The organism is Zobellia alginiliquefaciens, from assembly GCF_029323795.1.
GTDB classification, from domain to species: Bacteria; Bacteroidota; Bacteroidia; order Flavobacteriales; family Flavobacteriaceae; genus Zobellia; species Zobellia alginiliquefaciens.
Map to the genome: position 1 here is coordinate 3,261,987 of NZ_CP119758.1, position 23,971 is coordinate 3,285,957.

General features: G+C 37.3%; 23 protein-coding genes. 11 read left to right on the plus strand and 12 right to left on the minus strand.

Features of this window, described 5'->3' with window-relative positions; genetic code table 11:
• The first annotated feature begins 196 nt into the window (after positions 1 to 196).
• Complete coding sequence (locus P0077_RS13665) at positions 197 to 2,743, plus strand: phosphoenolpyruvate carboxylase (protein WP_276165781.1); 2,547 nt, start codon at positions 197 to 199, stop codon at positions 2,741 to 2,743.
• Between the two features lie 172 nt (positions 2,744 to 2,915).
• Entirely contained in the window at positions 2,916 to 4,652 is a 1,737-nt protein-coding gene (locus P0077_RS13670; protein ID WP_276165782.1) for a RagB/SusD family nutrient uptake outer membrane protein, read from the plus strand.
• A gap of 71 nt (positions 4,653 to 4,723) precedes the next feature.
• Here P0077_RS13670 and P0077_RS13675 read toward each other — a convergent pair whose 3' ends face one another.
• The 12 genes from P0077_RS13675 to P0077_RS13730 form a co-directional block, all read right to left on the minus strand.
• A complete protein-coding gene (locus P0077_RS13675) occupies positions 4,724 to 4,867 on the minus strand; it encodes a hypothetical protein (RefSeq protein WP_276165783.1) in 144 nt (47 codons plus the stop codon).
• Positions 4,868 to 4,986: 119 nt separating this feature from the next.
• The gene (locus tag P0077_RS13680; protein ID WP_276165784.1) at positions 4,987 to 5,655 is read right to left on the minus strand and encodes a DUF6563 family protein; all 669 of its coding nucleotides are present in this window, start codon (positions 5,653 to 5,655) and stop codon (positions 4,987 to 4,989) included.
• A 197-nt stretch (positions 5,656 to 5,852) separates the two neighbouring features.
• The gene (gene trpA / locus P0077_RS13685) at positions 5,853 to 6,617 is read right to left on the minus strand and encodes a tryptophan synthase subunit alpha (protein ID WP_276165785.1); all 765 of its coding nucleotides are present in this window, start codon (positions 6,615 to 6,617) and stop codon (positions 5,853 to 5,855) included.
• 72 nt (positions 6,618 to 6,689) lie between these two features.
• Complete coding sequence (gene trpB, locus P0077_RS13690) at positions 6,690 to 7,919, minus strand: tryptophan synthase subunit beta (RefSeq protein WP_276165786.1); 1,230 nt, start codon at positions 7,917 to 7,919, stop codon at positions 6,690 to 6,692.
• 37 nt (positions 7,920 to 7,956) lie between these two features.
• Complete coding sequence (locus P0077_RS13695; RefSeq protein ID WP_276165787.1) at positions 7,957 to 9,213, minus strand: glycoside hydrolase family protein; 1,257 nt, start codon at positions 9,211 to 9,213, stop codon at positions 7,957 to 7,959.
• Positions 9,214 to 9,287: 74 nt separating this feature from the next.
• The gene (locus tag P0077_RS13700; protein ID WP_276165788.1) at positions 9,288 to 9,965 is read right to left on the minus strand and encodes a phosphoribosylanthranilate isomerase; all 678 of its coding nucleotides are present in this window, start codon (positions 9,963 to 9,965) and stop codon (positions 9,288 to 9,290) included.
• A gap of 25 nt (positions 9,966 to 9,990) precedes the next feature.
• A complete protein-coding gene (trpC, locus tag P0077_RS13705) occupies positions 9,991 to 10,773 on the minus strand; it encodes an indole-3-glycerol phosphate synthase TrpC (protein ID WP_276165789.1) in 783 nt (260 codons plus the stop codon).
• A gap of 27 nt (positions 10,774 to 10,800) precedes the next feature.
• A complete protein-coding gene (gene trpD, locus P0077_RS13710; protein ID WP_276165790.1) occupies positions 10,801 to 11,796 on the minus strand; it encodes an anthranilate phosphoribosyltransferase in 996 nt (331 codons plus the stop codon).
• A gap of 56 nt (positions 11,797 to 11,852) precedes the next feature.
• Positions 11,853 to 12,416 carry an anthranilate synthase component II gene (locus tag P0077_RS13715; protein ID WP_194526316.1) on the minus strand — a complete coding sequence of 188 codons (564 nt, stop codon included), beginning with the start codon at positions 12,414 to 12,416 and terminating at the stop codon, positions 11,853 to 11,855.
• 2 nt (positions 12,417 to 12,418) lie between these two features.
• A complete protein-coding gene (locus P0077_RS13720; RefSeq protein ID WP_276165791.1) occupies positions 12,419 to 13,816 on the minus strand; it encodes an anthranilate synthase component I family protein in 1,398 nt (465 codons plus the stop codon).
• Between the two features lie 241 nt (positions 13,817 to 14,057).
• The gene (locus P0077_RS13725) at positions 14,058 to 14,633 is read right to left on the minus strand and encodes a YceI family protein (RefSeq protein ID WP_276165792.1); all 576 of its coding nucleotides are present in this window, start codon (positions 14,631 to 14,633) and stop codon (positions 14,058 to 14,060) included.
• Between the two features lie 34 nt (positions 14,634 to 14,667).
• On the minus strand, positions 14,668 to 15,117 hold the full coding sequence (locus P0077_RS13730) for a MarR family winged helix-turn-helix transcriptional regulator (RefSeq protein WP_276165793.1): 450 nt from the start codon (positions 15,115 to 15,117) through the stop codon (positions 14,668 to 14,670).
• A 160-nt stretch (positions 15,118 to 15,277) separates the two neighbouring features.
• Between P0077_RS13730 and P0077_RS13735 the strand changes: the two genes are divergently transcribed.
• From P0077_RS13735 to P0077_RS13775, 9 genes are all read left to right on the plus strand, one after another.
• On the plus strand, positions 15,278 to 15,589 hold the full coding sequence (locus P0077_RS13735; protein ID WP_276165794.1) for a rhodanese-like domain-containing protein: 312 nt from the start codon (positions 15,278 to 15,280) through the stop codon (positions 15,587 to 15,589).
• Positions 15,590 to 15,738: 149 nt separating this feature from the next.
• Positions 15,739 to 17,013, plus strand: coding sequence for a DUF2851 family protein (locus P0077_RS13740; RefSeq protein ID WP_276165795.1), 1,275 nt, complete (start codon positions 15,739 to 15,741; stop codon positions 17,011 to 17,013).
• 61 nt (positions 17,014 to 17,074) lie between these two features.
• Entirely contained in the window at positions 17,075 to 17,302 is a 228-nt protein-coding gene (locus tag P0077_RS13745) for a PspC domain-containing protein (RefSeq protein ID WP_226968015.1), read from the plus strand.
• Entirely contained in the window at positions 17,299 to 18,312 is a 1,014-nt protein-coding gene (locus P0077_RS13750) for a potassium channel family protein (protein WP_276165796.1), read from the plus strand. Before P0077_RS13745 ends, P0077_RS13750 begins: the two co-directional genes overlap by 4 nt.
• 111 nt (positions 18,313 to 18,423) lie before the next feature.
• Positions 18,424 to 20,496, plus strand: a complete 2,073-nt coding sequence (locus tag P0077_RS13755) for an amino acid carrier protein (protein WP_276165797.1) — start codon at positions 18,424 to 18,426, stop codon at positions 20,494 to 20,496.
• A gap of 19 nt (positions 20,497 to 20,515) precedes the next feature.
• Positions 20,516 to 21,415 (plus strand): ComEA family DNA-binding protein, encoded by a 900-nt coding sequence (locus P0077_RS13760; protein ID WP_276165798.1) that lies wholly within the window; start codon positions 20,516 to 20,518, stop codon positions 21,413 to 21,415.
• 11 nt (positions 21,416 to 21,426) lie between these two features.
• Entirely contained in the window at positions 21,427 to 22,596 is a 1,170-nt protein-coding gene (locus tag P0077_RS13765; RefSeq protein ID WP_276165799.1) for an acyl-CoA dehydrogenase family protein, read from the plus strand.
• 133 nt (positions 22,597 to 22,729) lie between these two features.
• Positions 22,730 to 22,924, plus strand: coding sequence for a 30S ribosomal protein S21 (gene rpsU / locus P0077_RS13770; RefSeq protein ID WP_038234876.1), 195 nt, complete (start codon positions 22,730 to 22,732; stop codon positions 22,922 to 22,924).
• 153 nt (positions 22,925 to 23,077) lie between these two features.
• Positions 23,078 to 23,968 carry a tyrosine-type recombinase/integrase gene (locus P0077_RS13775; RefSeq protein ID WP_276165800.1) on the plus strand — a complete coding sequence of 297 codons (891 nt, stop codon included), beginning with the start codon at positions 23,078 to 23,080 and terminating at the stop codon, positions 23,966 to 23,968.
• The last annotated feature ends 3 nt before the right edge of the window (positions 23,969 to 23,971 follow it).

A 23,971-nucleotide genomic window follows, 5' to 3' on the forward strand; every position in this document is an offset into this window, starting at 1 on the left:
TAAATCCGTTTTAATTACATGGTAAATGTACCCTGTTATGGTGTGGTAGCGTAATTATTGTTGTCAAGTCTGTTGTTTTTGTGGTGTAGTGTGATATTTTTGTTATATGATGTATCTGAGTAGTAATAGTCATGTATTATTACCGATATTTACAGATTGAAATTGATATATAATTGCTTAAATTTTAATATTGCCTATGCCGCATTCAGAAAGATTGGTTGAGTTTAAAAAATCGGTCAATAATAAGTTCAATGTCTACAATAGCCTCTTCTTAAATTTACCTTATCGGAATATTGAGAACGTTGGTATGCTTATACCTTTGTTACTTGATCAATGTCAGAAGGGCTTAAGTTCAGGGTTGAATCCGCAAGAGATTTTGGAGGCATTCTTTGAAAATTATGCACATATTGAATCTGAAAAGGACCAAATTGATTTCATGTTCAGGATTATTCAATATGTAGAACGGCAGGTAGTTTTATATGATAGTGTTGAGGATGCTGCTTTTCCTAAGCTTCAGGAACATACGCGTTCGTTATCTATAAAAGATTATTTTGAACTAGTGGATAAAAACAAGAGTTGGGACAAAGTGTCCAAGAAACTCTCTACGTTCAGTGCCCGTTTGGTAATGACAGCTCACCCCACTCAGTTCTATACACCAGCAGTTTTAGATATTATTGAAAAATTACGTTCGTTGATTTTAGAGGATAAAATCGACGATATTGATATCGCTTTGCAGCAGTTAGGGTTAACGTCTTTGATCAATTCAAAAAAACCGACACCTTTAGACGAAGCAAAAAATATCATTTACTTCTTGCGTCACGTGTATTACAATGCTGTTGGTGATTTGTACGCCTATATCAAGGAAAACATCAATAAGGCCGATTTTGAAAATCACAATATAATGAAGTTGGGCTTTTGGCCCGGTGGTGACCGTGATGGTAACCCGTTCGTAACTGCGGATATCACTAAAGATGTATCGGACGAGCTTCGTATCACTTTAATGAAGTGTTACTACAATGATTTAAAAATCATTCAGAAAAAACTGACTTTTAAAGATGTACAAGAGCCTCTTCAGAAGCTTCGGGGTAATTTGTATACTGCCATGTTCGATTCTAAAAAATCAGTAGGGTATGAAGATATTCTTCAGCCGCTTCTTGATACTAAGGAGTTGTTGGTAAACAAATATCATGGTCTTTACAGTAAGGACCTGGAGAATTTTATAGATAAAGTAAAAATCTTCAAAACCCACTTTGCAACTTTAGATGTAAGACAAGACCACAGCAAACATGTATTGGCGGTAGAGAATATACTAAAGCAAAACAAATTGATTAAAGAAGATATCAGTGAGCTTTCAGATGAGGCTTTGGTAGACCTTTTGATCAATAAGGATTTGTCAGTAGATGCTAATGATTTTTCGGAGGATATCGTAAAAGATACCATAACCAACATAAAGCAGTTAAAAGGTATTCAGGATGCTAATGGTGAAGAAGGCTGTAACCGCTATATAATTAGTAATTCCGAAGATATTTTCTCTGTATTGTTCGTATTCGGATTGTTCAGATGGTGTGGTTGGAAGAAAGAGGATATCAGTTTTGATATTGTTCCTCTTTTTGAAACCATGAACGGTATGGATGGCGCTGAAAAGACCATGCAGACACTTTTTGATCTACCTGAATATAAGGAGCATTTGGAAAGAAGAAATAACAATCAGACCATAATGCTCGGTTTCTCCGATGGTACAAAAGATGGTGGTTATTTAAAAGCCAACTGGGCTATCTTCAAGACCAAAGAAACCCTTTCCAAGGTTTGCGATAAAAATGGTTTTAATGCTATTTTCTTTGATGGTCGTGGTGGACCACCAGCACGTGGTGGTGGAAAAACACATCGTTTCTACGCAGCACAAACCAAGAGTATTGCCAATCATGAAATTCAATTGACGATTCAAGGGCAGACCATTACAAGTACATACGGTACTAAAGAGCAGTTTATTCATAACAGTGAGCAATTGTTGACGGCTGGTCTTTCAAACAACCTTTTCGGTAAGGAGAATGTGATTTCTAAAGACCATAGAAAACTAATAGAACAACTTTCTGAGTTGAGCTTTGAAAAGTATGATGTGCTTAAGCAACATGATAAGTTTATTTCCTATTTGGAGAACAGAAGTACCCTAAAATACTATCAAAAAGCAAATATTGGTAGTAGGCCAGGTAAAAGAGGGAATAAGAAAAAGTTGGAACTAACCGATTTAAGAGCGATTTCTTTTGTAGGTTCTTGGAGCCAATTGAAGCAAAACGTACCAGGGTATTTTGGTTTGGGAACAGCTATTCAAACCATAAAGAACGAAGGCAGATTATCGGAACTTAAGAAGTTGTACAAAGAAGTACCTTTCTTTAAAGCTTTAATGAGCAATAGTATGATGTCTCTTTCTAAGTGCTACTTTGAGTTGACCTCATATATGAAACAAGATGAGGAATACGGAGCATTCTGGAACATCCTTCACGAAGAGTATATGTTATCAAAGAAAATGTTACTGCTCATATCTGGCAGTAAAATCTTAATGGAGAACGAGGCCGTTTCTCGTGAATCCATTAAAATACGTGAGAACATTGTGCTGCCGTTGTTGGTTATACAGCAGTTCGCACTACAGAAAATAGGTAAGGGAAGTGACTTTAAAGAAGAGTATGAAAAAATCGTTACTCGTTCGCTTTACGGTAATATTAATGCCAGTAGGAACTCTGCATAAAAGAGGATTCTCCTGTTTTTTCGATTAAAACTAACCTTCGACCGTTCAACGGTCGGAGGTTTCTTTTTTTTATCGTGCTTTGGAATTTATATTTGTAATCTTTATCTGTCATGTGGCCTCTTTTGAAAAAGATTGTACTATGGCTGCAGAATTAAAATTTAAAAAAGATTGAATGAATTATAAATTTTCACTTATCGTACTTTTCATTTTTTTAATGGGTTGTTCTGACGATGAAGAAAGCGTTCCTATTATAAAAACAGGAGATTTGGGCGTGTATGTTTTTTCTGGGGAAAACCCTTACCCTAATGCAATTGTCACTACTTTTCCTGAAACGGATAGTCTAATTACCGATGCTCTAGGGACTGCTGTATTTAGAGATCTTGAGCTGGGTGAGTATGAGGTAACAGTGGTTCTTCCTGATTTAGGGAACGAAACTTTTAGTACCACAACTACAATAATTGAAGGAGAAAATACACTATTAGGATTAGAGATTGATCCTGCCCTTTTTCTAGTACCATCTGAATTAGAAATTCAAAAGTTGATTGCTGAAGTTTACAATGAATTTCGGAATATATATGGTTTTGATAATCATGTAATGGTCTGGGGAGATATAGGAACTGATATTGTTCATGTAAATCGGGCTGCTATCAATCAACTGTCTACTTTGGATACGTATTCTTTTACGGTAGGAGAAAGTATAATAGAGAAGGTTTTTGCAGATTATTATGTCGCAATACTACATACAAATACAGGGTTGGATTGTTTGCAAGATGAAGACTGTTTAGGCGACCAAGAAATTGATGTTGAGGCTGCAGAAGCTGAATTCAGGTTTCTGCGTGCGTTGGCGTATTTCAATTTAGTCAAGATATATGGCAACCCCGTTTTGGTAACTACCTCAGAAGTTGATTTATCAGTTTCTACTACCCCGGTACAAGGTGCCGAAGTAGTATATGATCAAATACTTGAAGATTTGATTTTTGCAGAACAATATTTACCACAAGCTACAAAATATAAAGCTTCCAAGGAAGCTGCTCAGGCATTGCTGGGTAAGGTGTATATGCAAATGGCAGGGTTTCCTTTATTGCAAACCGATAAATATGCTTTAGCATTGACGCAGTTCAAAAAAATAACAAGTAATTTTGAACTTGAAGCTGATTATGCTGATGTTTTTAGTGTTGAAAATCAAGCCGCTGATAATGAGGTCATATTTAGTTTTGACTTTAATGCCGATCAAATTGAATCTCGCAGCAAGTATGGTAGTGTTTGGGGACCATTAGGTTTTACAGATTCCGATGGGTTACTTTTGAATTCCGACTTTATTACAAGTTATGGTTTTACAGAAAATTCAGAGAACCCTGTTTCGTTTCCGTTAAATATAGCCGATACACGTTTTGCTCAAAATATAGCAACCTTCAATGTAGTTAATAACCAAACATTTGATGCTTCAGATGTTAGTGACTGGAGGCCATTAAAATTTTTGTCAAGAAGTAATATAGAAGCGGGTTCTGACAAAAGTCTTTCTGATTTTCCTGTGTTGAGATATGCCGATATACTGTTACTACTGGCAGAGGCCGAAAATGAAGTGAACGGACCCACTCAATTGGCTTATGATGCAATTAATGCAGTAAGACAACGAGCATTTAAAAATGATGAAAACGATATTCCATTTGGATTAAATAAACAGCAATTTTTTGAGACGATCTTTAACGAGAGAAAACTGGAGCTTTGCTATGAAGGGCATAGAAAAGATGATTTGGTACGTTGGCAACTTTTAGAGGATGCCATCAATGAGTTTAATCTAGAGAATCCAGAAAAAAATAAGGATTATCAGTCACACGAGTATATTTGGCCCATACCTTTATCTGAAATAAATCTGAACCCAGGGGTCGAACAAAATCCGGGATATTGATATTTTTCAATATAAAGCAAAAGGGTCCGTACGTTAGACGTACGGACCCTTTTGCTTTATAGCTAATAATCCTACTGCTTATTTTGTTGACCTTTAATTGTGTCTTTTTCAATATCAAACTCATTGGTGTCAACACTTGTATTTCCGGTCGGATTTGTAGGATTACTCTGTTCTACTTTTCTTTTAAATTTTCTCTTATCATCAATCATTCCCATGTTTCTTGGTTTTTAAGTTAGTTTGTAACTTAGAAAAAAATTGTGCAAAACTCGGTTAAAGGATGAATAAAGCTTTGTTAGTGAATGTTAAAAGGGAGAAAGACTGAGTAACATCCTTTTTAAAAATCATTGAGCGATTGAACATATTTTATAGTTAAGAGAGCTTTCTCTTTTTCATCGTCTGCGATTGATTTTTTTTCTTCATCATATTTCTGCAGTAGTGCTAAGTCATGGTCTGCCAAAAGTTTTCGTAATGCGAAAGTATTAAGGTAGGTTACTGTATTATTTTTTGTGTCCAACAGATACGGAAATCTTAACAAAGCGAGTTTTATACCTTGAATACCTCCACCGATTGCTCCAAAATCAGACCAAAATGTTGCTGTTTTGGTTTCTTCAATTTGATAATTGTATGTATTTGTATCCTGAGCGATTCCGGCGGTAAACAGTAAAAACCTTCCGTTGTTGCGAACGGGAGCATACCGATTTTGTAATTTGTATTTGGTGCAATTTATGAATAACGTATCGTTATTGGAGTAGGCTAAAATATGCTTTCGAATATCTTTTTTAGAAACTGATTTGTCTTCGGAAATTAAACGGTAATCATTACCGCCGCTCATTTTAATGTCACTTTTTGACCTTTTTTCTACTATGAGTTCAATTTCTTTGGAAGGTGTTTTGTTTTGAATCTCTTCAATTGACATATAGACACCTTGCGGATATGGTGTCTGGGCATTCAAATTTGTAAAGAAGCAGGTCAAAAAAACAATTGAGAAAAATTTTGTAATCATAATGAGGCGGCTTATGGGTAAATAATCTTTAGTACATTTAATAGGGAAAATGGCCTAATCCAAAGCGCTTCTCTATTTTTGGTGAAAGTTATAGAATTGGAAAAAGGGTATAAAAAGCAAAAGTTCAGCAGTTCAATTATTCGTTGAATTGCTAAACTTTCACTGTAAGGATATTTTTGAAATCTAGATAGCTATATCTATCTAATGGTCTTGGTGAAGGTTGAAATTCCGTCAACACCATGACCGTTCAAATGTTTGATAAATGCCGAGCCAATAATAGCTCCCTTTGCAGATTTGGTAGCCTGCTCAAAAGTTTCCGAATTACTGATGCCAAAACCTACGATTTGAAGGTTTTCTAGGTTCATATCTGCAATACGTTGAAAATAGGTTTGCTGTTCATCGCCAAAACCGGATTGAGATCCCGTAACACTGGCGGAACTTACCATATAAATAAACCCGTTGGAAACTGAATCGATAAAACGAATACGCTCTTCGGAAGTCTGTGGCGTTATCAAAAAGACATTGATGAGTCCATATTTTTCAAACGTTTCTTGGTACTCGTCATGATATACATCAACGGGTAAGTCGGGGATGATGAGTCCGTCTATACCTATTTCCTGGCATTTTTTACAGAAGGCTTCAACGCCATATTGAAGCATCGGGTTGAAATAGCCCATGATGATAAGTGGAATGGAAACCGACTTCCGAATATCTTTCAGTTGATTGAAAAGAATTTCGGTGGTCATACCGTTTTTAAGAGCCGCTGTGGAGCTTTGTTGAATCGTTGGGCCATCAGCCAAAGGGTCGCTGAAAGGAAGCCCTATTTCTATCATATCAACTCCGTTTTTCTCTAGATTTTGTATGATTGTAACTGTGTCATCCAATTTTGGATATCCCGCTGTGAAATAGATGGAAAGGAGTTTCCCGTCTTCGTTTAATTTATTGTTGATTCTATTCGCCATAGTTTCAAATGCTTTTTTTCCTTATAAAGGATGGAGTAGGCAAGGTGTGTTCACTATACCTATCCCGATATTTTATAAATTAAAAAATTCGATGTAATTATTAAGGTCTTTATCGCCCCGACCGGATAGGTTGATGACTACCACATCTTCGGGTTTAAATTTTCTATGTTCAAGAACGGCCAAGGCATGTGAAGATTCTATGGCAGGGATAATACCTTCCGTTTTACACAGTAGCAAACCTGCGTTCATAGCATCTTCATCCGTAATAGAAATAAACTCACCACGGCCGGATGCAAATAAATTGGCGTGCATAGGTCCCACACCAGGGTAATCCAATCCTGCAGAAATAGAATAAGGTTCTGTAATTTGGCCGTCATTGGTTTGCATCAATAAGGTTTTGCTTCCGTGAATGATGCCCACTTTTCCCAATGCTGAGGTAGCTGCACTTTCACCGGTGTCAATTCCTTTTCCCGCAGCTTCAACCGCAATGATACCTACATCAGGATTGTCTAAATAATGGTAATAAGCTCCGGCTGCGTTACTTCCTCCACCAACACAAGCAACCACGTAATCGGGATTTTCACGACCTTCTTTTTCTTTTAACTGCCATTTTATTTCTTCTGAAATAACCGATTGAAACCGCGCTACCATATCCGGGTAAGGATGTGGACCCACAACACTACCAATGATATAGTGGGTATCTACCGGGTTATTAATCCAATCGCGAATAGCTTCATTAGTAGCATCTTTTAGCGTTCTACTTCCGGAAAGTGCCGGTCTAACTTCAGCTCCTAACATTTTCATCCTAGCTACGTTGGGTGCTTGTCTGGCAATATCTATTTCGCCCATATACACAATACACTCAATACCCATTAGCGCACATACCGTAGCGGTCGCAACACCATGTTGTCCTGCACCCGTTTCTGCAATGATTCTGTTTTTGCCCAATTTCTTGGCCATAAGAATCTGCCCAATGGTATTATTAACTTTGTGCGCTCCCGTATGGCAAAGATCTTCGCGTTTTAGGTATATTTTGGTATTGTGTTTTTTTGAAAGTCTATCTGCAAAATAGAGTGGGGTAGGGCGTCCTACATAATCTTTCAGCAACTGGTCAAACTCTTCCTTAAAAGAAGGTTCTTGCATGATGCGAATATAGTTTTGCCGAAGTTCTTCAGTATTCGGGTATAGCATTTCAGGAATAAAAGCACCTCCAAACTCCCCGTAATATCCTTTTTCGTCCGCTTGATAAGAACTATCCCCTAATTCATTTTTATACGGAACTGTTTTGTTTACGTTTGTCATGATAATTTTTTTATTGCTAGCTAGAACTATTCTATAGCTATAATTGAGCAACTTCTTTTTGGCTTTTGATTTTTTTCAATCTATCCAATGCCTCTATGTAATAATAATCGGCATAGATTAGTGCAACATCTATTTCTGAACCTAATGATTTTGCACCTGTAGAATGTAATAAAAACGAATTGGCTTTACCAACGCCTGAATAATTTTCAGAACTTAAAGAGCTTAACATTTTTAAGGCGGCGTTATAATATTTTTGCTTTTGAGTTGTATCCTCTAAAAAGGTGCTGAGCTCTAATAAGCCTGAAGCAACAACTGCAGCAGCGGAAGCGTCCCTTTCTTCTTTTTCTAAATTAGGAACGTCGAAATCCCAATATGGAACATAATCCTCAGGTAAAAGCTCAAGGTATCTGTCCGACAATTTTTGAGCAAAATCCAAGAATTTCTTATCTCCTGTTTCACGATATACCATGCTGAATCCATAAATCCCCCATGCTTGACCTCTTGACCATCTACTATCATCTGCGTAGCCTTGTTTGGTATGATGGTTCAGCACACTGCCCGTGATGGAATCATATTCTATAACGTGCCAAGATGTATAATCATCTCTAAAATGATTTTTCATGGTGGTCTCGGCGTGTTTGATCGCGATATCCTTCAACTCAGAATCTCCTCCGTTCTTAGCAGCCCAAAACAAGAGCTCTAGGTTCAACATGTTATCGATTATGGTGATATGTTGCTGCCATCTTGGGTGCATCTTGTTAGACCAAGATTTTATTGTGCCTACTTTTGGGTTGTACCTCGATACCAATGATTTTGCCGATGTTAACAGAATGTCTTTATACTCTTTTTTGTCTCCTAGCTTATAGCCATTGCCAAATGCAGGAAACATCATAAAACCAATATCGTGATGCTCTGTAATTGTTTTATAATCTTCAAAAACTTCAGTTCTTTTAATGGCTTCGGTTTTCCATTTTTCATCTTTGGTCAGGTCGTACATGTACCATAGAATACCGGGGTAAAAGCCCGAGGTCCAAACCAACCTTCCATTGGGAACTTCTTTCCACTCTTTTTCGTTAGTTTCTATAAGTCGTGGGTGTTTGGTTAGGTCCGTTAATTTTGGAACTGATGTTTCTAATTGAGATTCACAATTATCGATAGCGCTTTCTAAATCAAATGTAGCTATTGTTTCATGGGTATTAGACTCGCTATTGGATTTAATTTTTTTAGGTGCGTCATGACAGGCGAAAAGTAAAGAACAAATACTAAAAAGTAGTAGTTTGGTACATTTTGTCATTATATTGGTTTTTGTCAGTAGTAGTTTTCTCTTTTTTGGGTTACTGGTTAGTTTGAGATTGCTCATAAATTTGTTCAGATTGCTATCAAACTTTTAAATTCTTTTACTTTTTCAACATCTTTCAGTCCTGGCTCAATTTCAAATTTACTGTTCACGTCAATGGCGTGGCAATATTTTGCTTCGGGCCTTTTCATAAATTTCTTTAAGGAATCTAGTTCATTTAGTCCTATTCCTCCACTTAGAAAATAAGGTTTGGTTGACGGATAGTCTTTTAAAACACCCCAGTCAAAAGCATAACCGTTTCCTCCGGGTAATTCTCCTTTGGTATCAAAAAGGAAGAAATCACAAACTGCCTCGTAAGGCTTAAGCATTTCAAAGTCAAAATTGTTTTTGATTGAAAATACTTTTATAATCTCAATATGCTTTGCTTTCTGTTTCAGTTCTGCACAATACTGCGGTGTTTCTGAACCGTGCAATTGTACCAACAAAAGATTGTAATCTTCTACGCGTTCCAGTACGGTTTTAATGTTAGCGTCTACAAATACACCTACTTTCTTTATCGTATGCGGAACGGCCGTCATTGGGCCTGAAAAGTGTCGTTTTGATTTATCCCAAAAAATAAAACCTAAATAGTCGGGTTTTAAACCGGCAATTTCGGCCGTGTTTTTCTTCATACCACACACCTTTAATTTAATAGGAGCGTTTTCTATGGTAGAAGGCACTTCTTTTTTAGTGGTGTAATGATAGTTCATTTGAGACATAGCTTTTGGGTCGTCATTAAGACAGTTGGTTTATAAATTCTTTAGCATTCTCACCGGGATTATCGGTTTTCATAAAATTCTCACCAATTAAGAATCCCTGGTAGCCATAAGGTTTTAAATCCTTAATGGCCTCTATGGAACTGATTCCACTTTCTGAGACCTTTACAAATTCATCTGGAATTATCTTTGAAAGCGATTTGCTGGTTTCCAAGCTCACCTCAAAGGTCTTTAGATTTCTGTTATTGACACCTAACATGTCTAGGCTGGGCATAATGCTTTTATGTAGCTCAGCTTCGTTGTGAACCTCAAGAAGAACATCTAGGTCAAGACTCTTGGCGAGCTCCGAAAGTGTTTTTATTTCTTCTTTGGATAAAATAGCTGCAATTAATAGAATGACATCCGCTCCATGGGCTTTAGCTTCTAAAATTTGATATTCATCTATAATGAACTCTTTGCGCAATAATGGCATCTGTACGGCTGCTCGAGCCAATATCATGTCATCTAATGAACCTCCAAAATATTTCCCATCCGTTAGAACGGACATGCCGCAGACCCCTGCATTTTCATATCCGGTAGCTACATCTTGAACGTTCAGCCCTTGATTGATTTCCGATTTTGACGGAGACCGACGTTTGTGTTCCGCAATAATACCGCTATTGCTATTACGAAGTGCATTGCTCAAAGACACTGTTTTTCGTGAGAACAAAACCGATTTCTCTAATTGTGAAACGGGAATAAGCGAGCTTTTAAGGTCTACTTCCTTGCGTTTGTCGGCTACTATTTTATCTAGAATGTTCATGCTAATGATTCGCTCTTGAATACTGATTTAATTTTTACTCAACTCCTGCAACTTCCTTAAGGCATCTAGACCTTTTCCGGCTAAAAGTGATTCTTTGGCTTTTTCAAAACCTTGCAAGGGAGTCAAGTTTTTAACCGTTGCAATGGCAATACCCGCATTGGCACAGACTACATTGTTTTGTGCTTCCGTACCGCGGCCTTGCAACACGTTTACAAATATTTGTGCCGAATCTTCAATGGAGTCGCCACCTACAATCTGAGACTGCTGTATTTTTTGAACCCCAAAATCTTCAGGTTTCAACATGCTTTCTGAATTGTTGGAAATGGTTTTTGTATTTCCGGTCAATGATATTTCATCATAACCATCTAAAGCATGAAGAACAGTAAATTTTTTATCGGTATTTTGATATAGGTACCCGTACATTCTAGCAAGTTCCAAATTAAAAACACCTACCATTTGGTTCTTCGGAAAAGCCGGATTAACCATTGGTCCAAGCATGTTGAAAAACGTCTTTACCGCTAATTCCCTCCGAATAGGGCCAACATTTTTCATGGCTGGGTGAAATAAAGGAGCGTGTAAAACACAAATTCCAGCTTCATCAATAGATTTCTTTAGGAAGTCAGCTTCGTTACTGAACTTAATCCCCAGAAATTCCATTACATTACTACTTCCGCATTTGGAGGAGACACCATAATTACCATGTTTGGTTACGTGCACTCCCGCACCTGCGGTAACAAATGAAGCCAAGGTAGAGATGTTAAAAGTGTCTTTTCCGTCACCACCGGTTCCACATAAATCAATTGGGTTGTAGTCGGAAAGGTCTACGGCCAAACACAATTCTAAAAGGGCATCTCTGAAACCTTCCAGCTCTTCAATAGCAATACTACGCATCATATAAACGGTTAGGAATGCCGCAATCTGACTTGTATTGTAATCTCCTTTTGCAATATTCACCAACACTTGCTTTGCTTCCTCTTTTTCAAGAATATCGTGATTGATGAGTTTATTTAATATTTCTTTCATGGTACTGTTCTTACTACTATGGAAACGGTTTGATATATTTTTTTAGACTTCTAAATTTAATTTTTCAACCAGTTAGAAAGAATGCTTTTGCCTTCAGGAGTCAAAACCGATTCAGGGTGGAACTGTACTGCGGAAACGTCATAGACCTTGTGGCGAAGTGACATAACCTGACCGTTTTCATCAACTGAGGTAGCTTCTAGGCTTTCCGGTAAATTTGGGTCCACTACCCATGAATGGTAGCGTCCCACATTTATCTTTTTGGGAAGGCCTTCAAAATTAGGGTCGTCTTTGGTAATGGTTATTTCAGTAGCGATACCGTGGTATACTTCGTCTAAATTAATTATTGAACCACCAAAAACTTCACCTATGGCCTGTTGGCCCAAGCACACCCCAAAAATACTCTTGGTAGGTGCATATTTGGCAATAATTTCCTTTAAAAGTCCTGCTTCGTCCGGAATTCCTGGTCCAGGTGAAAGCACTATTTTATCAAAAGCATCAACTTCTTCCAAAGTCAATTGGTCGTTACGTTTTACTATAACCTGACAATCTAAATCCTCTAAATAATGAACCAAGTTGTATGTAAAACTATCGTAGTTGTCTATTACTAAAATCTTCTTCATGGTTATATGGTTTCAGCAATTTTCAATGCTTTGGTCAGTGCGCCCAATTTGTTATAGGTTTCTTGCAATTCGTCTTCGGGGTTTGATGCGGCAACAAGACCTGCGCCCGCTTGGTAATTTAACTGGTGGTTTTTGCTCAAGAACGTACGGATCATAATGGCATGGTTGAAATTACCATCAAAATCCATAAAGCCGATGGCGCCACCATAGTATCCTCTACTGGTTTTTTCATACTTCTCAATAAGCTGCATGGCCATATGTTTTGGTGCGCCGCTTAACGTTCCTGCTGGAAAGGTGTCCGCAACCACTTTCATGGTAGGCGTATCTTTTTTCTTTTGCCCTACAACTTTTGATACCAGATGAATAACGTGGGAAAAGAACTGTACTTCTCTATAATTGGTTACCTCTACCAAACTACCGTTTCGGCTTAAATCGTTACGAGCCAAATCTACCAACATTACATGTTCGCTATTTTCCTTGTCGTCTTCTTTAAGTTGTTTGGCAAGAATGGCATCTTGTTCATCGTTTCCGGTACGTTTAAAGGTTCCGGCGATAGGGTGAATTTCTGCTTTGCCTTCCTTTACAATAAGTTGCGCTTCAGGAGAACTTCCAAAAATCTTGAAATCGCCGTAGTCAAAATAAAACAAGTAAGGCGATGGATTGATGGAGCGAAGTGCTCGGTACACGTTAAATTCATCCCCTTTGAATCCTTGAGAAAATCTACGAGATAAAACCAGTTGAAAAACATCACCACGTTGACAGTGTTTTTTAGCTAACCGAACGTGTTCTCTATACTCTTCATCTTCCAGATTGGAAGTAGCGTCTCCATCCAAAGAGAAATTATAGGAAGCAAAAGTGCGTACGTTTAGAATATGTGCTATTTCAGAGGTGTTTTCATCAGTATTAAAACAATGTGCGAAAATATAAGCCTCGTTCTTATGATGGTCTATTGCAATGATGTTTTGGTAGACCGCATAGTAAATATCGGGAATGGAAATAGAATTGTCCTTTTTGGTGATTTCTACATCTTCATAGTAGCGCACGGCATCATAGGCCATATAACCAAAAATACCATTGTTAATGAATTTAAAATCGCTTTCGTCGGCTTCAAATTTTTTGCTGAACTCGTGCAGGACATTTACAACGTCTGTACCTTCGTTTATTTCCGTTTCTTGTGAAGTTTGGTCAGGAAAACGCTCAATAATCGTTTCGTTCTCTATTTTTATTGATGCAATAGGGTTGCAGCAGATATACGAAAAACTATTGTCGTTAGCGTGATAGTCGCTACTTTCAAGCAAGATACTATTAGGGAAGCGGTCTCTAATTTTTAGATAAACGCTTACCGGCGTAATGGTATCGGCCAGGATTTTTTTGTGGAATGATTTTAATTTGTACTTCATGTTGATAGTATTCAAATGCAAAAGGCTTGTCGTGATGACAAGCCTTTATATAGTTTTACTACAATGATGCTTAGCTCACGATATCTGTCGAGAGTTGTTCCACCACCAAGTATTTGTGTTATTTCTGTTCATTGGCTCAAATATAGAAATCATTTTTAAAACCACAAACCCATTTGTTTGAAAAAAACAAAACCCTGCAATCGTGTGAAATGCAGGGCTTAAATTTTACAGTTGTACCAATTTAGAATTCTAGGTCGACCACTAGGTCAAACTCGTCATAAATGGCTTTATCGCCTAAGTTGTCAAAGAAACTACCGGAACCATATTTAATGTCATAAGCAGTTCTGTCTACTTTTACGGTAGCAGTTGCTTTGCTACCATACACAGATACATCAAAAGTTACAGGTTTAGTAACACCTTTAATAGTAAGGTCTCCTGTTACTTCGTAAGAATTTTTTCCTGTAGGCTCAACTTTGGTGAAAACCAATTTAGCGGCAGTGTGCTTTTCGGTACCAAAGAAATCGTCAGATTTTAAATGGCCTTCTAATTTTCCTTTTGATTCCCCTTCTAAATCTGTAGCCACTAAAGTAGTCATGTCAGCTTCAAATTCTCCGCCGGTCAATTTATCGCCGTCAAAAATTAATGTACCGGATTTTAAGTCCACATTTCCGTAATGTGATCCGGTTACCTTGTACGCCTTCCAAGTAATTGTACTTGCTTCGGTCTTTACTTCTTTTTTTTCTTCAGCTACTGGTTCAGTTGCTGTTGCTACGCCAAATACCATGGCAAGCGCCAAACTTAATACTCCTTTTTTCATAATTGATGTTTAAAATTAATTGATAATAGTGTTTCTATTCAAATTTATTGAACAATATGTTCAGTTGTTTCATTTCTTTGTCCGATAGATTTTGAAGAATCTTGTCTTCTGCTTCAGACATTGCAATATCCATTTTTTTTAGGATGTTAAGGCCTTCCTTTGTTATACGTATTTCAACCTTTCTTCGGTTGGATGGGCAAACTTGTCTTTTTGCAAACCCTTTTAATATTAACTTGTCTACCAACCGAGTGGTATTACTCATTTTGGTTACCATACGTTCGTTTAGCGTAGCTAAACTTGCGGGCTTATCATTCTGCCCCCTTAGGATACGTAAAACATTAAACTGCTGCAATGATACTCCGTACGGTTTTAATGCCGCCGTTAATGCTTCATTTATAAGATTGCCAACCAGTAAAAAGTGAATCAGCGTTCGGCTTTTTAAGGGGAGTTCTTTTTCAATCTTTAAAACATCTTCAACATTCATGTTACTACAACTATTGTATATACAAATGTATGTTGAATGTTTGATATGGAAATGTGTTTACACTTTAATTTTTTGTTAAATGTTTGGGAGAAGCATTTGCTGTAAAATCCGTAATTTTGAATTTTAATTGATATTCGCTTTAGCGATAAAAAAGAACGTTATGAATTTATCACAAGAAGATTGGGAAGAGCAACTGGAAAAAGACGATAACGCATTTATTCTAGATGTTAGAACCCCGGAAGAAGTAGAGGAAGGGTATATTCCAAATTCTACTAATATAGATTTTTATCTTGGACAAGATTTTTTAAACGAAGTCGAAAAGCTTGATAAAAGTAAGAATTACTATGTCTACTGCCGCAGTGGAAATAGGAGCGGGCAGGCTTGCGCGATTATGAATAGCGTGGGAATTGAAAATGCCTATAACCTAGAAGGTGGCTTTATGAATTGGGACGGTGCGGTAGAAGGCGAGTAATAGCTTTTTAACGTGTCCTAAATATATAGGTCTCTATAACTCGTAAAATGAGTCCTCAATTGATACTTGCATAAAGTGTCTTTTGAGGACTTTTTTAGTTTTTACAAATTTTGTATCTAAATTGTACATTCCTAAATAAACCATTTGCCATGCGGGAAGACCTTCTTCACTTTATTTGGAAGTACAAAAAATTACAAGTAACGGACTTGGCAACTACCCGTGGAGAGCGTTTGTTTCTTTTGGATTTTGGTACGCATAATCATTTGGCGGGACCTGATTTTTTTAATGCTAAAATAGATATTGATGGTCAGGTCTGGGCGGGTAATGTAGAGATGCACTTAAAATCTTCGGATTGGTATGCACATCACCACGAGGAAGATGATAACTATAACAATGTAATATTACATGTGGTTTGGGAGGATGATGGTGAGGTTTTTAGAAATGACAATAGTGAAATACCTACCTTGGAGTTACGTAAATATATTCCTTTGCAATTGCTGCAATCGTATCAAAAGTTGTTCGATAAGAAGGACATTCGTTTTATTAATTGCGAAAAGGACCTTAAAGAGGTTGAAGAATTTTTGGTTAAGAATTGGCTGGAACGGTTATATTTTGAAAGATTAGAAGCCAAAGCTGAATTTGTACTGGAGCTTCTTGAAAAATCTAATAATAATTGGGAGCAGGTGCTTTTTACCTTGCTATTAAAGGCTTTTGGACTCAAAATAAATGGTGCATGTTTTCAAAGTTTGGGGGCTGCTCTTGAATTTTCGGTTTTTAGAAAGCAACAGGGGAATGTTTTTCAGATGGAGAGTCTGTTGTTTGGTATGACCCACCTATTGGAAGACGATCAGGTGTTGGACGAGCATTATCTTCAGTTGAAGAAAGAATATAGGTATCAGAAAAAGAAATATAATTTAAAGGATGAAGGTGTATTAAAGCCGCAATTTTTTAAACTTAGGCCTCCTAATTTTCCTACGATACGTTTATCGCAGCTGGCCAATTTGTATGGTTCGCATTCCTCATTGTTTCAAAAAGTAATTTCAGCATCTAGCTTAGAGGAGATGTACCTGCTATTTGCGGTTTCGGCCAGCCCGTATTGGAACAATCATTATACTTTTGGTAAAGAATCGAAAAAGAGTATAAAAAAGCTAACTCCAAAATTTATAGATTTACTAATAATAAATGCAATCCTGCCACTTCAATTTTGCTACGCTAAATATCAAGGTAAAGAGGTTAATGAAAGTATAATCAATATTATATCAAATATTAAGAAAGAAGAAAATACGGTTGTCCGTAATTTTAAAACTCATGGCCTTTCCGTTGGCAATGCGCAAGAAAGTCAGGCGTTGTTGCAATTGTATAATGGGTATTGCACTCAAAACAAATGCCTACAATGTGCCGTAGGTACTAATTTATTACGTTGAAATGGTTAAATTTGATATTGAAGATTTTAAAAAAACGATTTAATTAGTTTCTAATACCCCTATGAACATCTTCTATAAATTACTGTATTATTTTCAGAAACGAGGTTTTGAGGTGTGTCGTAGAATAGCTGAAAGGCTGGGTATACGGGCTAGGGTTGTACGTACGTCTTTTATTTATCTCACATTTGTTACTTTAGGTTTTGGTTTTGCGCTCTATTTATTTTTAGCTTTTTGGTTAGGTATTAAAGACTTGGTATATACCAAACGTACTTCTGTTTTTGATCTATGAAATTGACACATTTCTTTCAATCTAGAATATACATAGCACTAACTTTAATGCTTAGCGTATTGTTGATCGGTGTTTTGGGGTATCGTTTTTTATCTGATCTTACTTGGGTAGATGCGCTTTATATGACCATTATTACCGTGACCACAGTAGGTTTTTCGGAAGTGGGGCCTATGGATACCCAAGAGAAAATATTTACTGTAATACTTATCATACTCAGTGTTTTTATTTTAGCATTTTCTATCTCGGTCATTACAGAATATATTTTAAGTAGAAATTCACTACAAGAATTAAAAAAGAAAAAAGTGAAAAATAAAATCGATAATCTTTCCGGTCATGTTATTGTCTGTGGATTTGGTAGAAACGGTATGCAGGCCGTTGAACGTTTAAAGGCCTATAAAAAACCTTTTGTTGTCATAGAGAGGGATAAAGAGGTGATCGATAAATATGATGAGGAACTTTTATTTGTAGAAGGTGATGCCAATGAAGATGAAACTCTACTTGCGGCCGGACTTGACCGTGCTCAACATTTAATAACTGCACTTCCAGATGATGCGGCTAACTTGTTTGTGGTGCTGTCCGCAAGACAATTGAATAAAAGTTTGTTCATAGTCACTAGGGCGTCTCTGGTAACCTCACAGAAAAAGTTGCTTTTAGCTGGAGCGAATAAAGTAATTATGCCGGATAAAATTGGCGGAGACCATATGGCTTCATTAATTGTGATGCCAGATCTTATTACTTTTATGGATAAGTTGGGTGTGGAAGGGGAACATACCACAAATCTAGAGGAAGTAGCTATTGAGGATTTTAAAGGTCAGGTGGAATGTAACTCCTTACGCGATTTAGATTTACGTAAGCGAACCGGTTGTACTATAATCGGTTACATTGAACCTGACGGAAACTATATTATTAACCCTGAAGCAGATTTACAATTGCAGCCTAAAAGCAAGGTAATTGTTTTAGGTAGGCCCGAACAAATACGAAAATTGAATGAAATGTTCTCCATAGGTTAGTCGTAACCTACGTTAATTGAACATTATTATTTGATTGTGTTACTATTTTTTAAGATATTGCCGAAATTGTGTTAAAAACCTTAACGTAACACTGAACCCACAAAAATACATATGAAGAAATTTACCTTATTGTTTTTCCTGCTACTTGGTGTAGCAGCCTTTTCTCAAGAACTTATTGTAAAAGGAAAAGTTTACAATCCATCTTCACAAATTAATGATGGTGTAGTAGAGGTAGACGTGACAGGGGGAACACCTCCATATACTTATAAATGGAGTAATCAAGAAACGGCTTTGTCATCTTCAAGGGCTAGTGGTTTGGTAGAAGGAGTCCCTTATGATGTCTTGGTAACGGATTCAGCCGGTAATTCCGAAACAAAAGTATTTGAAGTAGAGACCAATGCAATTGCTGAGGTCTTTAATGGTACAATGACTCCTGCGGTAAGTGCATTAGGCTCTATACTTTTCTGGGATCCGTTTGCGGCAATAGGTATTTATGATCCTGTTGTGTATGCTGATGTTAAATTGATAGGTACGCCGGGCTGGACAAATGATATTCAAAATAAATTTGTACTCAAAAAATGGCTGAAGCCTGAGGGAGCTAAAGTAAAAAAGGGAGAAGATATTGCTGTCATATCTAGCAATGATGATGAGGACTTGACCGTTTCTGCTACGGCTACAGGCGAATTGAAATATTTAGTGTCCGAAGGGAAGGTTATCTATAACTCTGAAAATGCAAAACATGTTATTGAGCAAGGGGCGCATTACTTAGCAGAAATAAAGTACGATGAGCCTTTGGTAATGACGCATCCTAATGGAGACCCTATTACTAATGGTATTTCTTTTATTGTTATTTGGTTGGTTTTAGGAGCTACGTTCTTTACGATTAGAATGGGCTTTATTAACATTAAAGGTTTCAGGCATTCCATAGACCTTGCTAAAGGTAAATATGATGATCCGGATGCGCCTGGTCAGGTTACCCATTTTCAAGCGTTGGCCACAGCAGTTTCAGGAACTGTTGGTTTGGGGAATATTGCCGGTGTTGCCGTAGCGGTATCATTAGGTGGTGCAGGAGCTACTTTTTGGATGATTGTCTGTGGTTTGTTAGGAATGTCTTCCAAGTTTGTAGAATGTACGTTGGGTGTAAAATATAGAGATATATTACCTGATGGAAGAGTTTTTGGAGGTCCAATGAACTATTTAAGATACGGACTGGAAAAGCGTAACATGAAAGGTTTCGGTAAGGTCTTAGCTGGTTTATTTGCCGTTTTGGCCATTGGAGCTTCTTTTGGTGGTGGTAATATGTTTCAAGCCAACCAATCTTTTGAGCAATTAGCGGGTCAGTTCCCGGCATTGGTCGGTCACGGCTTTTGGTTTGGTGTAGTTACGGCTATTCTTGTAGGGGTTGTAATTATTGGCGGTATCAATAGCATAGCTAAGGTTACCGGTAGGGTGGTGCCAATTATGGCTTCCATATATATTATTGCGGCTTTGGCCGTAATTATAATGAACATTCAGAATATTGGACCTGCATTTACGGCAATATTTGATGGTGCATTTAGTCCATCTGCTTTAAAAGGTGGTGTAATAGGGGTTTTGGTTATTGGATTTCAACGAGCTGCTTTCTCTAATGAAGCGGGTGTTGGTTCTGCGGCCATTGCACATAGTACCGCAAAAACCAATCACCCACCATCTGAAGGTTTTGTAGCTCTTCTTGAACCGTTTCTAGATACCGTAGTGGTTTGTACCCTTACAGCGCTTGTACTTATTTTTACAGGTATGCATGAGGTTGAAGGTATGGCAGGAGCACAGCTAACGTCTGATGCTTTTGGTAGCCAGATTTCATGGTTCCCTTATGTATTGGCTTTAGCAGTATTTCTTTTTGCCTTCTCTACAATGATTTCATGGTCTTACTACGGTATGCGTGCTTGGACTTACCTTTTTGGTAAGAGTAAAAAATCAGAGATGATTTATAAAATGCTTTTCTTGGTATTTGTTGTAATAGGTGCTTCCGTAAGTTTAGGTGCCGTACTTGATTTCTCTGATATGATGATTTTGGCCATGTCCTTTCCAAATATCATAGGTCTTTATATAATGTCTGGTGAAGTTAAAAGTGATTTAACAACGTACTGGAGAAAACTAAAAGCTAATGAGCTTTTTAAAAAACAAATAACCGCTAAGGAATAGTTTACCTAGTTATTCGCGGATGAAAAACTTTAAATCCCACTTCAGGTTCAATAAGCAAGAACGGAGTGGGGTTTTTTATTTGCTCTTTATTATAGTTGCGCTTCAGGTAGCCTATTTCATCCTAAGCTCATCAAATTCTTCTGATGGGAATGTTGATTTTCTTGAGGATAAACAACTTCAGCTTCAAATAGATAGTCTTAAGGATAAAGCTCTAGAGAAAGACGCTATTAAAATTTATCCCTTTAATCCCAATTATATAACGGACTATAAGGGGTATACTTTGGGGATGTCCCTAGAAGAGATAGATAGACTGCATAATTTTAGAAAAGAGGGGAAGTTTGCCAATAGTGCTGAGGACTTTCAAAAAGTTACCAAGATTTCAGATTCGTTACTTCAGTTAATTTCGCCCTATTTTAAATTTCCAGAATGGACGCAGGGTAGGGAAAAGTCCACTTCGTCATATAAAACATACCATACTAAAGATCAAGGCAGCTCCAGTAATCAGAGTGAAGTGAAGCAGATGGTTACTGATATAAATCAGGCAACTATTGAAGAGCTGCGCGAAATCAATGGTATTGGTGAAAAGCTATCGGCTAGAATTGTAAAATTTAGAGATAGGTTAGGCGGATTTTTGGTAAACGAACAATTGTATGATGTGTATGGGCTGGAGCCGGAAGTTGTAGAGCGGACATTAAAGAGGTTTCAGGTGCTTAAAAAGCCTGTTGTTGAAAAAATTAACATAAATACAGCATCGGCCGAAAAACTGTCAAAATTAGTATATCTTCAAAAACAGGTCTCTAAAAGCATAGTAAATTACAGGAATGATAACGGAACTATACTTTCTTTTAACGAATTATTAAAAATAGAGAATTTTCCAGTAGAGAAGATTGATAGAATTAAGTTATATTTGGCCTTATAAATTTATTGGCAATGCAAAGCATGTACTTTACGGAAGAACATCAATTATTCAGAGAGAGTCTCCGGGATTTTTTAAAGAAAGAAGTAGTACCTCATATTGATAAATGGGAAGCGTCAGGAACAATTGAGCCTTTCATTTGGGAGAAATTTGGTGAAATGGGTTATTTTGGCCTTGCTACCTCCGAAAAGTATGGGGGATTGGGGTTGGACCTTTTTTATACCGTGATATTTCTGGAGGAGCTTCAAAGAGTGAATTCGGGTGGTTTTGCCGCGGCAATGTGGGCGCATGCATATTTGGCAATGACGCATTTGAACAAGAATGCAAATGATGAGCAGAAAAAGGCGTATTTGATGCCTAGTGTAAATGGAGAGAAAATAGGGTGTTTAGGTGTTACGGAGCCATTTGGTGGTAGTGATGTCGCCGGTATGAGGACAACAGCTGTAAAAGAAGGCGACAATTATATAATTAATGGATCCAAAACATTTATTACAAATGGTGTGTACGGAGACTATTGTATTCTGGCTGCAAAGACGGATCCATCCGCAGGGAACAAAGGTATAAGTATCATTATAGTGGATTTAAAAAGTGAAGGTGTCTCTGCAAGTAAGTTAAATAAGTTAGGTTGGAGGGCATCGGATACGGCAGAACTTGCTTTTGATAATGTTAAGGTTCCTGTTAGTAATTTAATGGGGGATGAGGGAAAAGGCTTTTCCTTTATAATGGAAGCTTTTGCTTTGGAGCGTTTGGTTATGGGAATAAATGCCCATGCTAGGGCGGAATATGCTTTAGAATATGCATTGCAATATATGTCCGAGCGGGAAACTTTCGGTAAGTCTATAAATCAATACCAGGCCCTGCGCCATAAGTTTGTTGATCTTCATGCAGATATGGAAATATGCAAGCAATATAATTATGGGGTAGTTTATAAGATGGATAAAGGCGAATATGTTGTTCGGGAAGCTACTATTTCAAAATTGAAGTCTACTGAAATGGCAGATAAAGTAGCTTACGATTGTTTGCAATTCTTGGGTGGGTACGGGTATATAGAGGATTACCCTATGGCACGTATGTTCAGGGATAGTCGTTTGGGTCCAATAGGTGGAGGAACTTCAGAAATACTAAAAGAAATCATTGCAAAAATCGTTATTGATAAAAAAGAATACAGAATGCCAAAAGGGTAGGAGGTCTATATACTAAGGGGCTGCGGTGTTTTTAATGTATTGTTTTGAAGTATATTTAGAGATACGTAGTGCTCAATTGTAAATTAGTTTATATATTTGCCGCCTTAATCATAAAGAAAGGAGGTTGTAGCCAATGTTAATTATACCAGTAAAAGAAGGAGAAAACATCGATCGGGCTTTGAAACGTTTCAAGCGTAAATTCGATAAAACGGGTACGATGCGCAGATTGCGTAAGCGTCAACAATTCACAAAACCTTCCGTTGAGCGCAGAGCGCAGATACAGAAAGCAGAATACATTCAAGGTTTAAGAGATAAAGAAGAAATTTAATATCTAATAGACTTTGTTTAGTGTACAAATAGAAAAATCCCATCATTATGATGGGATTTTTTTTGTTTAAATATTTCTACCTCTTATTACAATCTCTCTTTTCTCCTAGCGTTGTTAAAACTGCTGTTGCTGTCAATTTGTTAACTTCGTATTATGTCATTGGATTCCTTTATATCGTATCTGGCTTTGGAAAAGAATTATTCTGCCCATACGGTAACCGCATATAAAAGAGATTTAGAGGCGTTTGGTGAGTTTTGTGACCAGAATTATGATTGTAAGAATATTGATGCTGTGGCGTACAGCTTTGTTAGGAGTTGGATCGTGAGCTTGGTAGATTCCGGGGTGTCCAACCGATCGGTTAATAGAAAGATGGCCTCGTTAAAGGCGTATTATAGATTTCTTCAAAATATTGGAGCTATAAAGGTGAATCCTTTAGCGAAACATAAAGCCCTGAAAACATCAAAAAAAATCGAAGTTCCTTTTTCGGAAGCGGAAATGGAGGAAGTGCTTTCTCAAATTAACTTCGGAGATGATTTTGAAGGGGTTAGGGACAGGCTCATTATTGAGTTGTTTTATACTACAGGTATGCGTAGAGCGGAACTTATAAATTTAAAGATGATAGATGTTGATTTCTCGCAACATCTTTTGAAGGTTTTGGGAAAGCGTAATAAAGAACGTGTGGTGCCCTTATTGCCTTCTGTTGAAATCCTTTTGAGAGCATATCTGAAGGAAAGAGAAGCGCTATTGGAGATAACGGATAAAACCCATGTCTTTTTATTGAAATCAGGCAATAAACTGTATGAAAACCTTGTTTATCGATTAATAAATAAGTATTTTAGTGAGGTGTCGTCTAAGGTTAAAAAGAGTCCCCATATCTTAAGACATACTTTTGCGACCCATCTGTTGAATAAAGGGGCGGATATGAATTCTGTAAAAGAATTGCTGGGTCATGCGAGCTTGGCATCCACACAAGTATATACACACAATAGTATAGCAGAATTAAAAAAGGTACATGCCAGTGCACACCCTAGGGGTAAAAAGTAGCTG

Bases quoted from the DNA above. Each gene is read 5' to 3' on its own strand.
- P0077_RS13700 (WP_276165788.1), bottom strand. From the start codon at position 9,965: ATGAACTATCATTACACCACTAAAAAAGAAGTGCCTTCTACCATAGAA.
- P0077_RS13740 (WP_276165795.1), top strand. From the start codon at position 15,739: ATGCGGGAAGACCTTCTTCACTTTATTTGGAAGTACAAAAAATTACAA.
- trpB (WP_276165786.1), bottom strand. From the start codon at position 7,919: ATGACAAACGTAAACAAAACAGTTCCGTATAAAAATGAATTAGGGGAT.
- P0077_RS13665 (WP_276165781.1), top strand. From the start codon at position 197: ATGCCGCATTCAGAAAGATTGGTTGAGTTTAAAAAATCGGTCAATAAT.
- P0077_RS13775 (WP_276165800.1), top strand. From the start codon at position 23,078: ATGTCATTGGATTCCTTTATATCGTATCTGGCTTTGGAAAAGAATTAT.
- trpA (WP_276165785.1), bottom strand. From the start codon at position 6,617: ATGGCGAATAGAATCAACAATAAATTAAACGAAGACGGGAAACTCCTT.
- P0077_RS13765 (WP_276165799.1), top strand. From the start codon at position 21,427: ATGCAAAGCATGTACTTTACGGAAGAACATCAATTATTCAGAGAGAGT.
- P0077_RS13695 (WP_276165787.1), bottom strand. From the start codon at position 9,213: ATGACAAAATGTACCAAACTACTACTTTTTAGTATTTGTTCTTTACTT.
- trpD (WP_276165790.1), bottom strand. From the start codon at position 11,796: ATGAAAGAAATATTAAATAAACTCATCAATCACGATATTCTTGAAAAA.
- P0077_RS13745 (WP_226968015.1), top strand. From the start codon at position 17,075: ATGAACATCTTCTATAAATTACTGTATTATTTTCAGAAACGAGGTTTT.
- P0077_RS13670 (WP_276165782.1), top strand. From the start codon at position 2,916: ATGAATTATAAATTTTCACTTATCGTACTTTTCATTTTTTTAATGGGT.
- P0077_RS13680 (WP_276165784.1), bottom strand. From the start codon at position 5,655: ATGATTACAAAATTTTTCTCAATTGTTTTTTTGACCTGCTTCTTTACA.
- P0077_RS13750 (WP_276165796.1), top strand. From the start codon at position 17,299: ATGAAATTGACACATTTCTTTCAATCTAGAATATACATAGCACTAACT.
- rpsU (WP_038234876.1), top strand. From the start codon at position 22,730: ATGTTAATTATACCAGTAAAAGAAGGAGAAAACATCGATCGGGCTTTG.
- P0077_RS13725 (WP_276165792.1), bottom strand. From the start codon at position 14,633: ATGAAAAAAGGAGTATTAAGTTTGGCGCTTGCCATGGTATTTGGCGTA.
- P0077_RS13760 (WP_276165798.1), top strand. From the start codon at position 20,516: ATGAAAAACTTTAAATCCCACTTCAGGTTCAATAAGCAAGAACGGAGT.
- trpC (WP_276165789.1), bottom strand. From the start codon at position 10,773: ATGAACATTCTAGATAAAATAGTAGCCGACAAACGCAAGGAAGTAGAC.
- P0077_RS13715 (WP_194526316.1), bottom strand. From the start codon at position 12,416: ATGAAGAAGATTTTAGTAATAGACAACTACGATAGTTTTACATACAAC.
- P0077_RS13735 (WP_276165794.1), top strand. From the start codon at position 15,278: ATGAATTTATCACAAGAAGATTGGGAAGAGCAACTGGAAAAAGACGAT.
- P0077_RS13755 (WP_276165797.1), top strand. From the start codon at position 18,424: ATGAAGAAATTTACCTTATTGTTTTTCCTGCTACTTGGTGTAGCAGCC.
- P0077_RS13720 (WP_276165791.1), bottom strand. From the start codon at position 13,816: ATGAAGTACAAATTAAAATCATTCCACAAAAAAATCCTGGCCGATACC.
- P0077_RS13730 (WP_276165793.1), bottom strand. From the start codon at position 15,117: ATGAATGTTGAAGATGTTTTAAAGATTGAAAAAGAACTCCCCTTAAAA.
- P0077_RS13675 (WP_276165783.1), bottom strand. From the start codon at position 4,867: ATGGGAATGATTGATGATAAGAGAAAATTTAAAAGAAAAGTAGAACAG.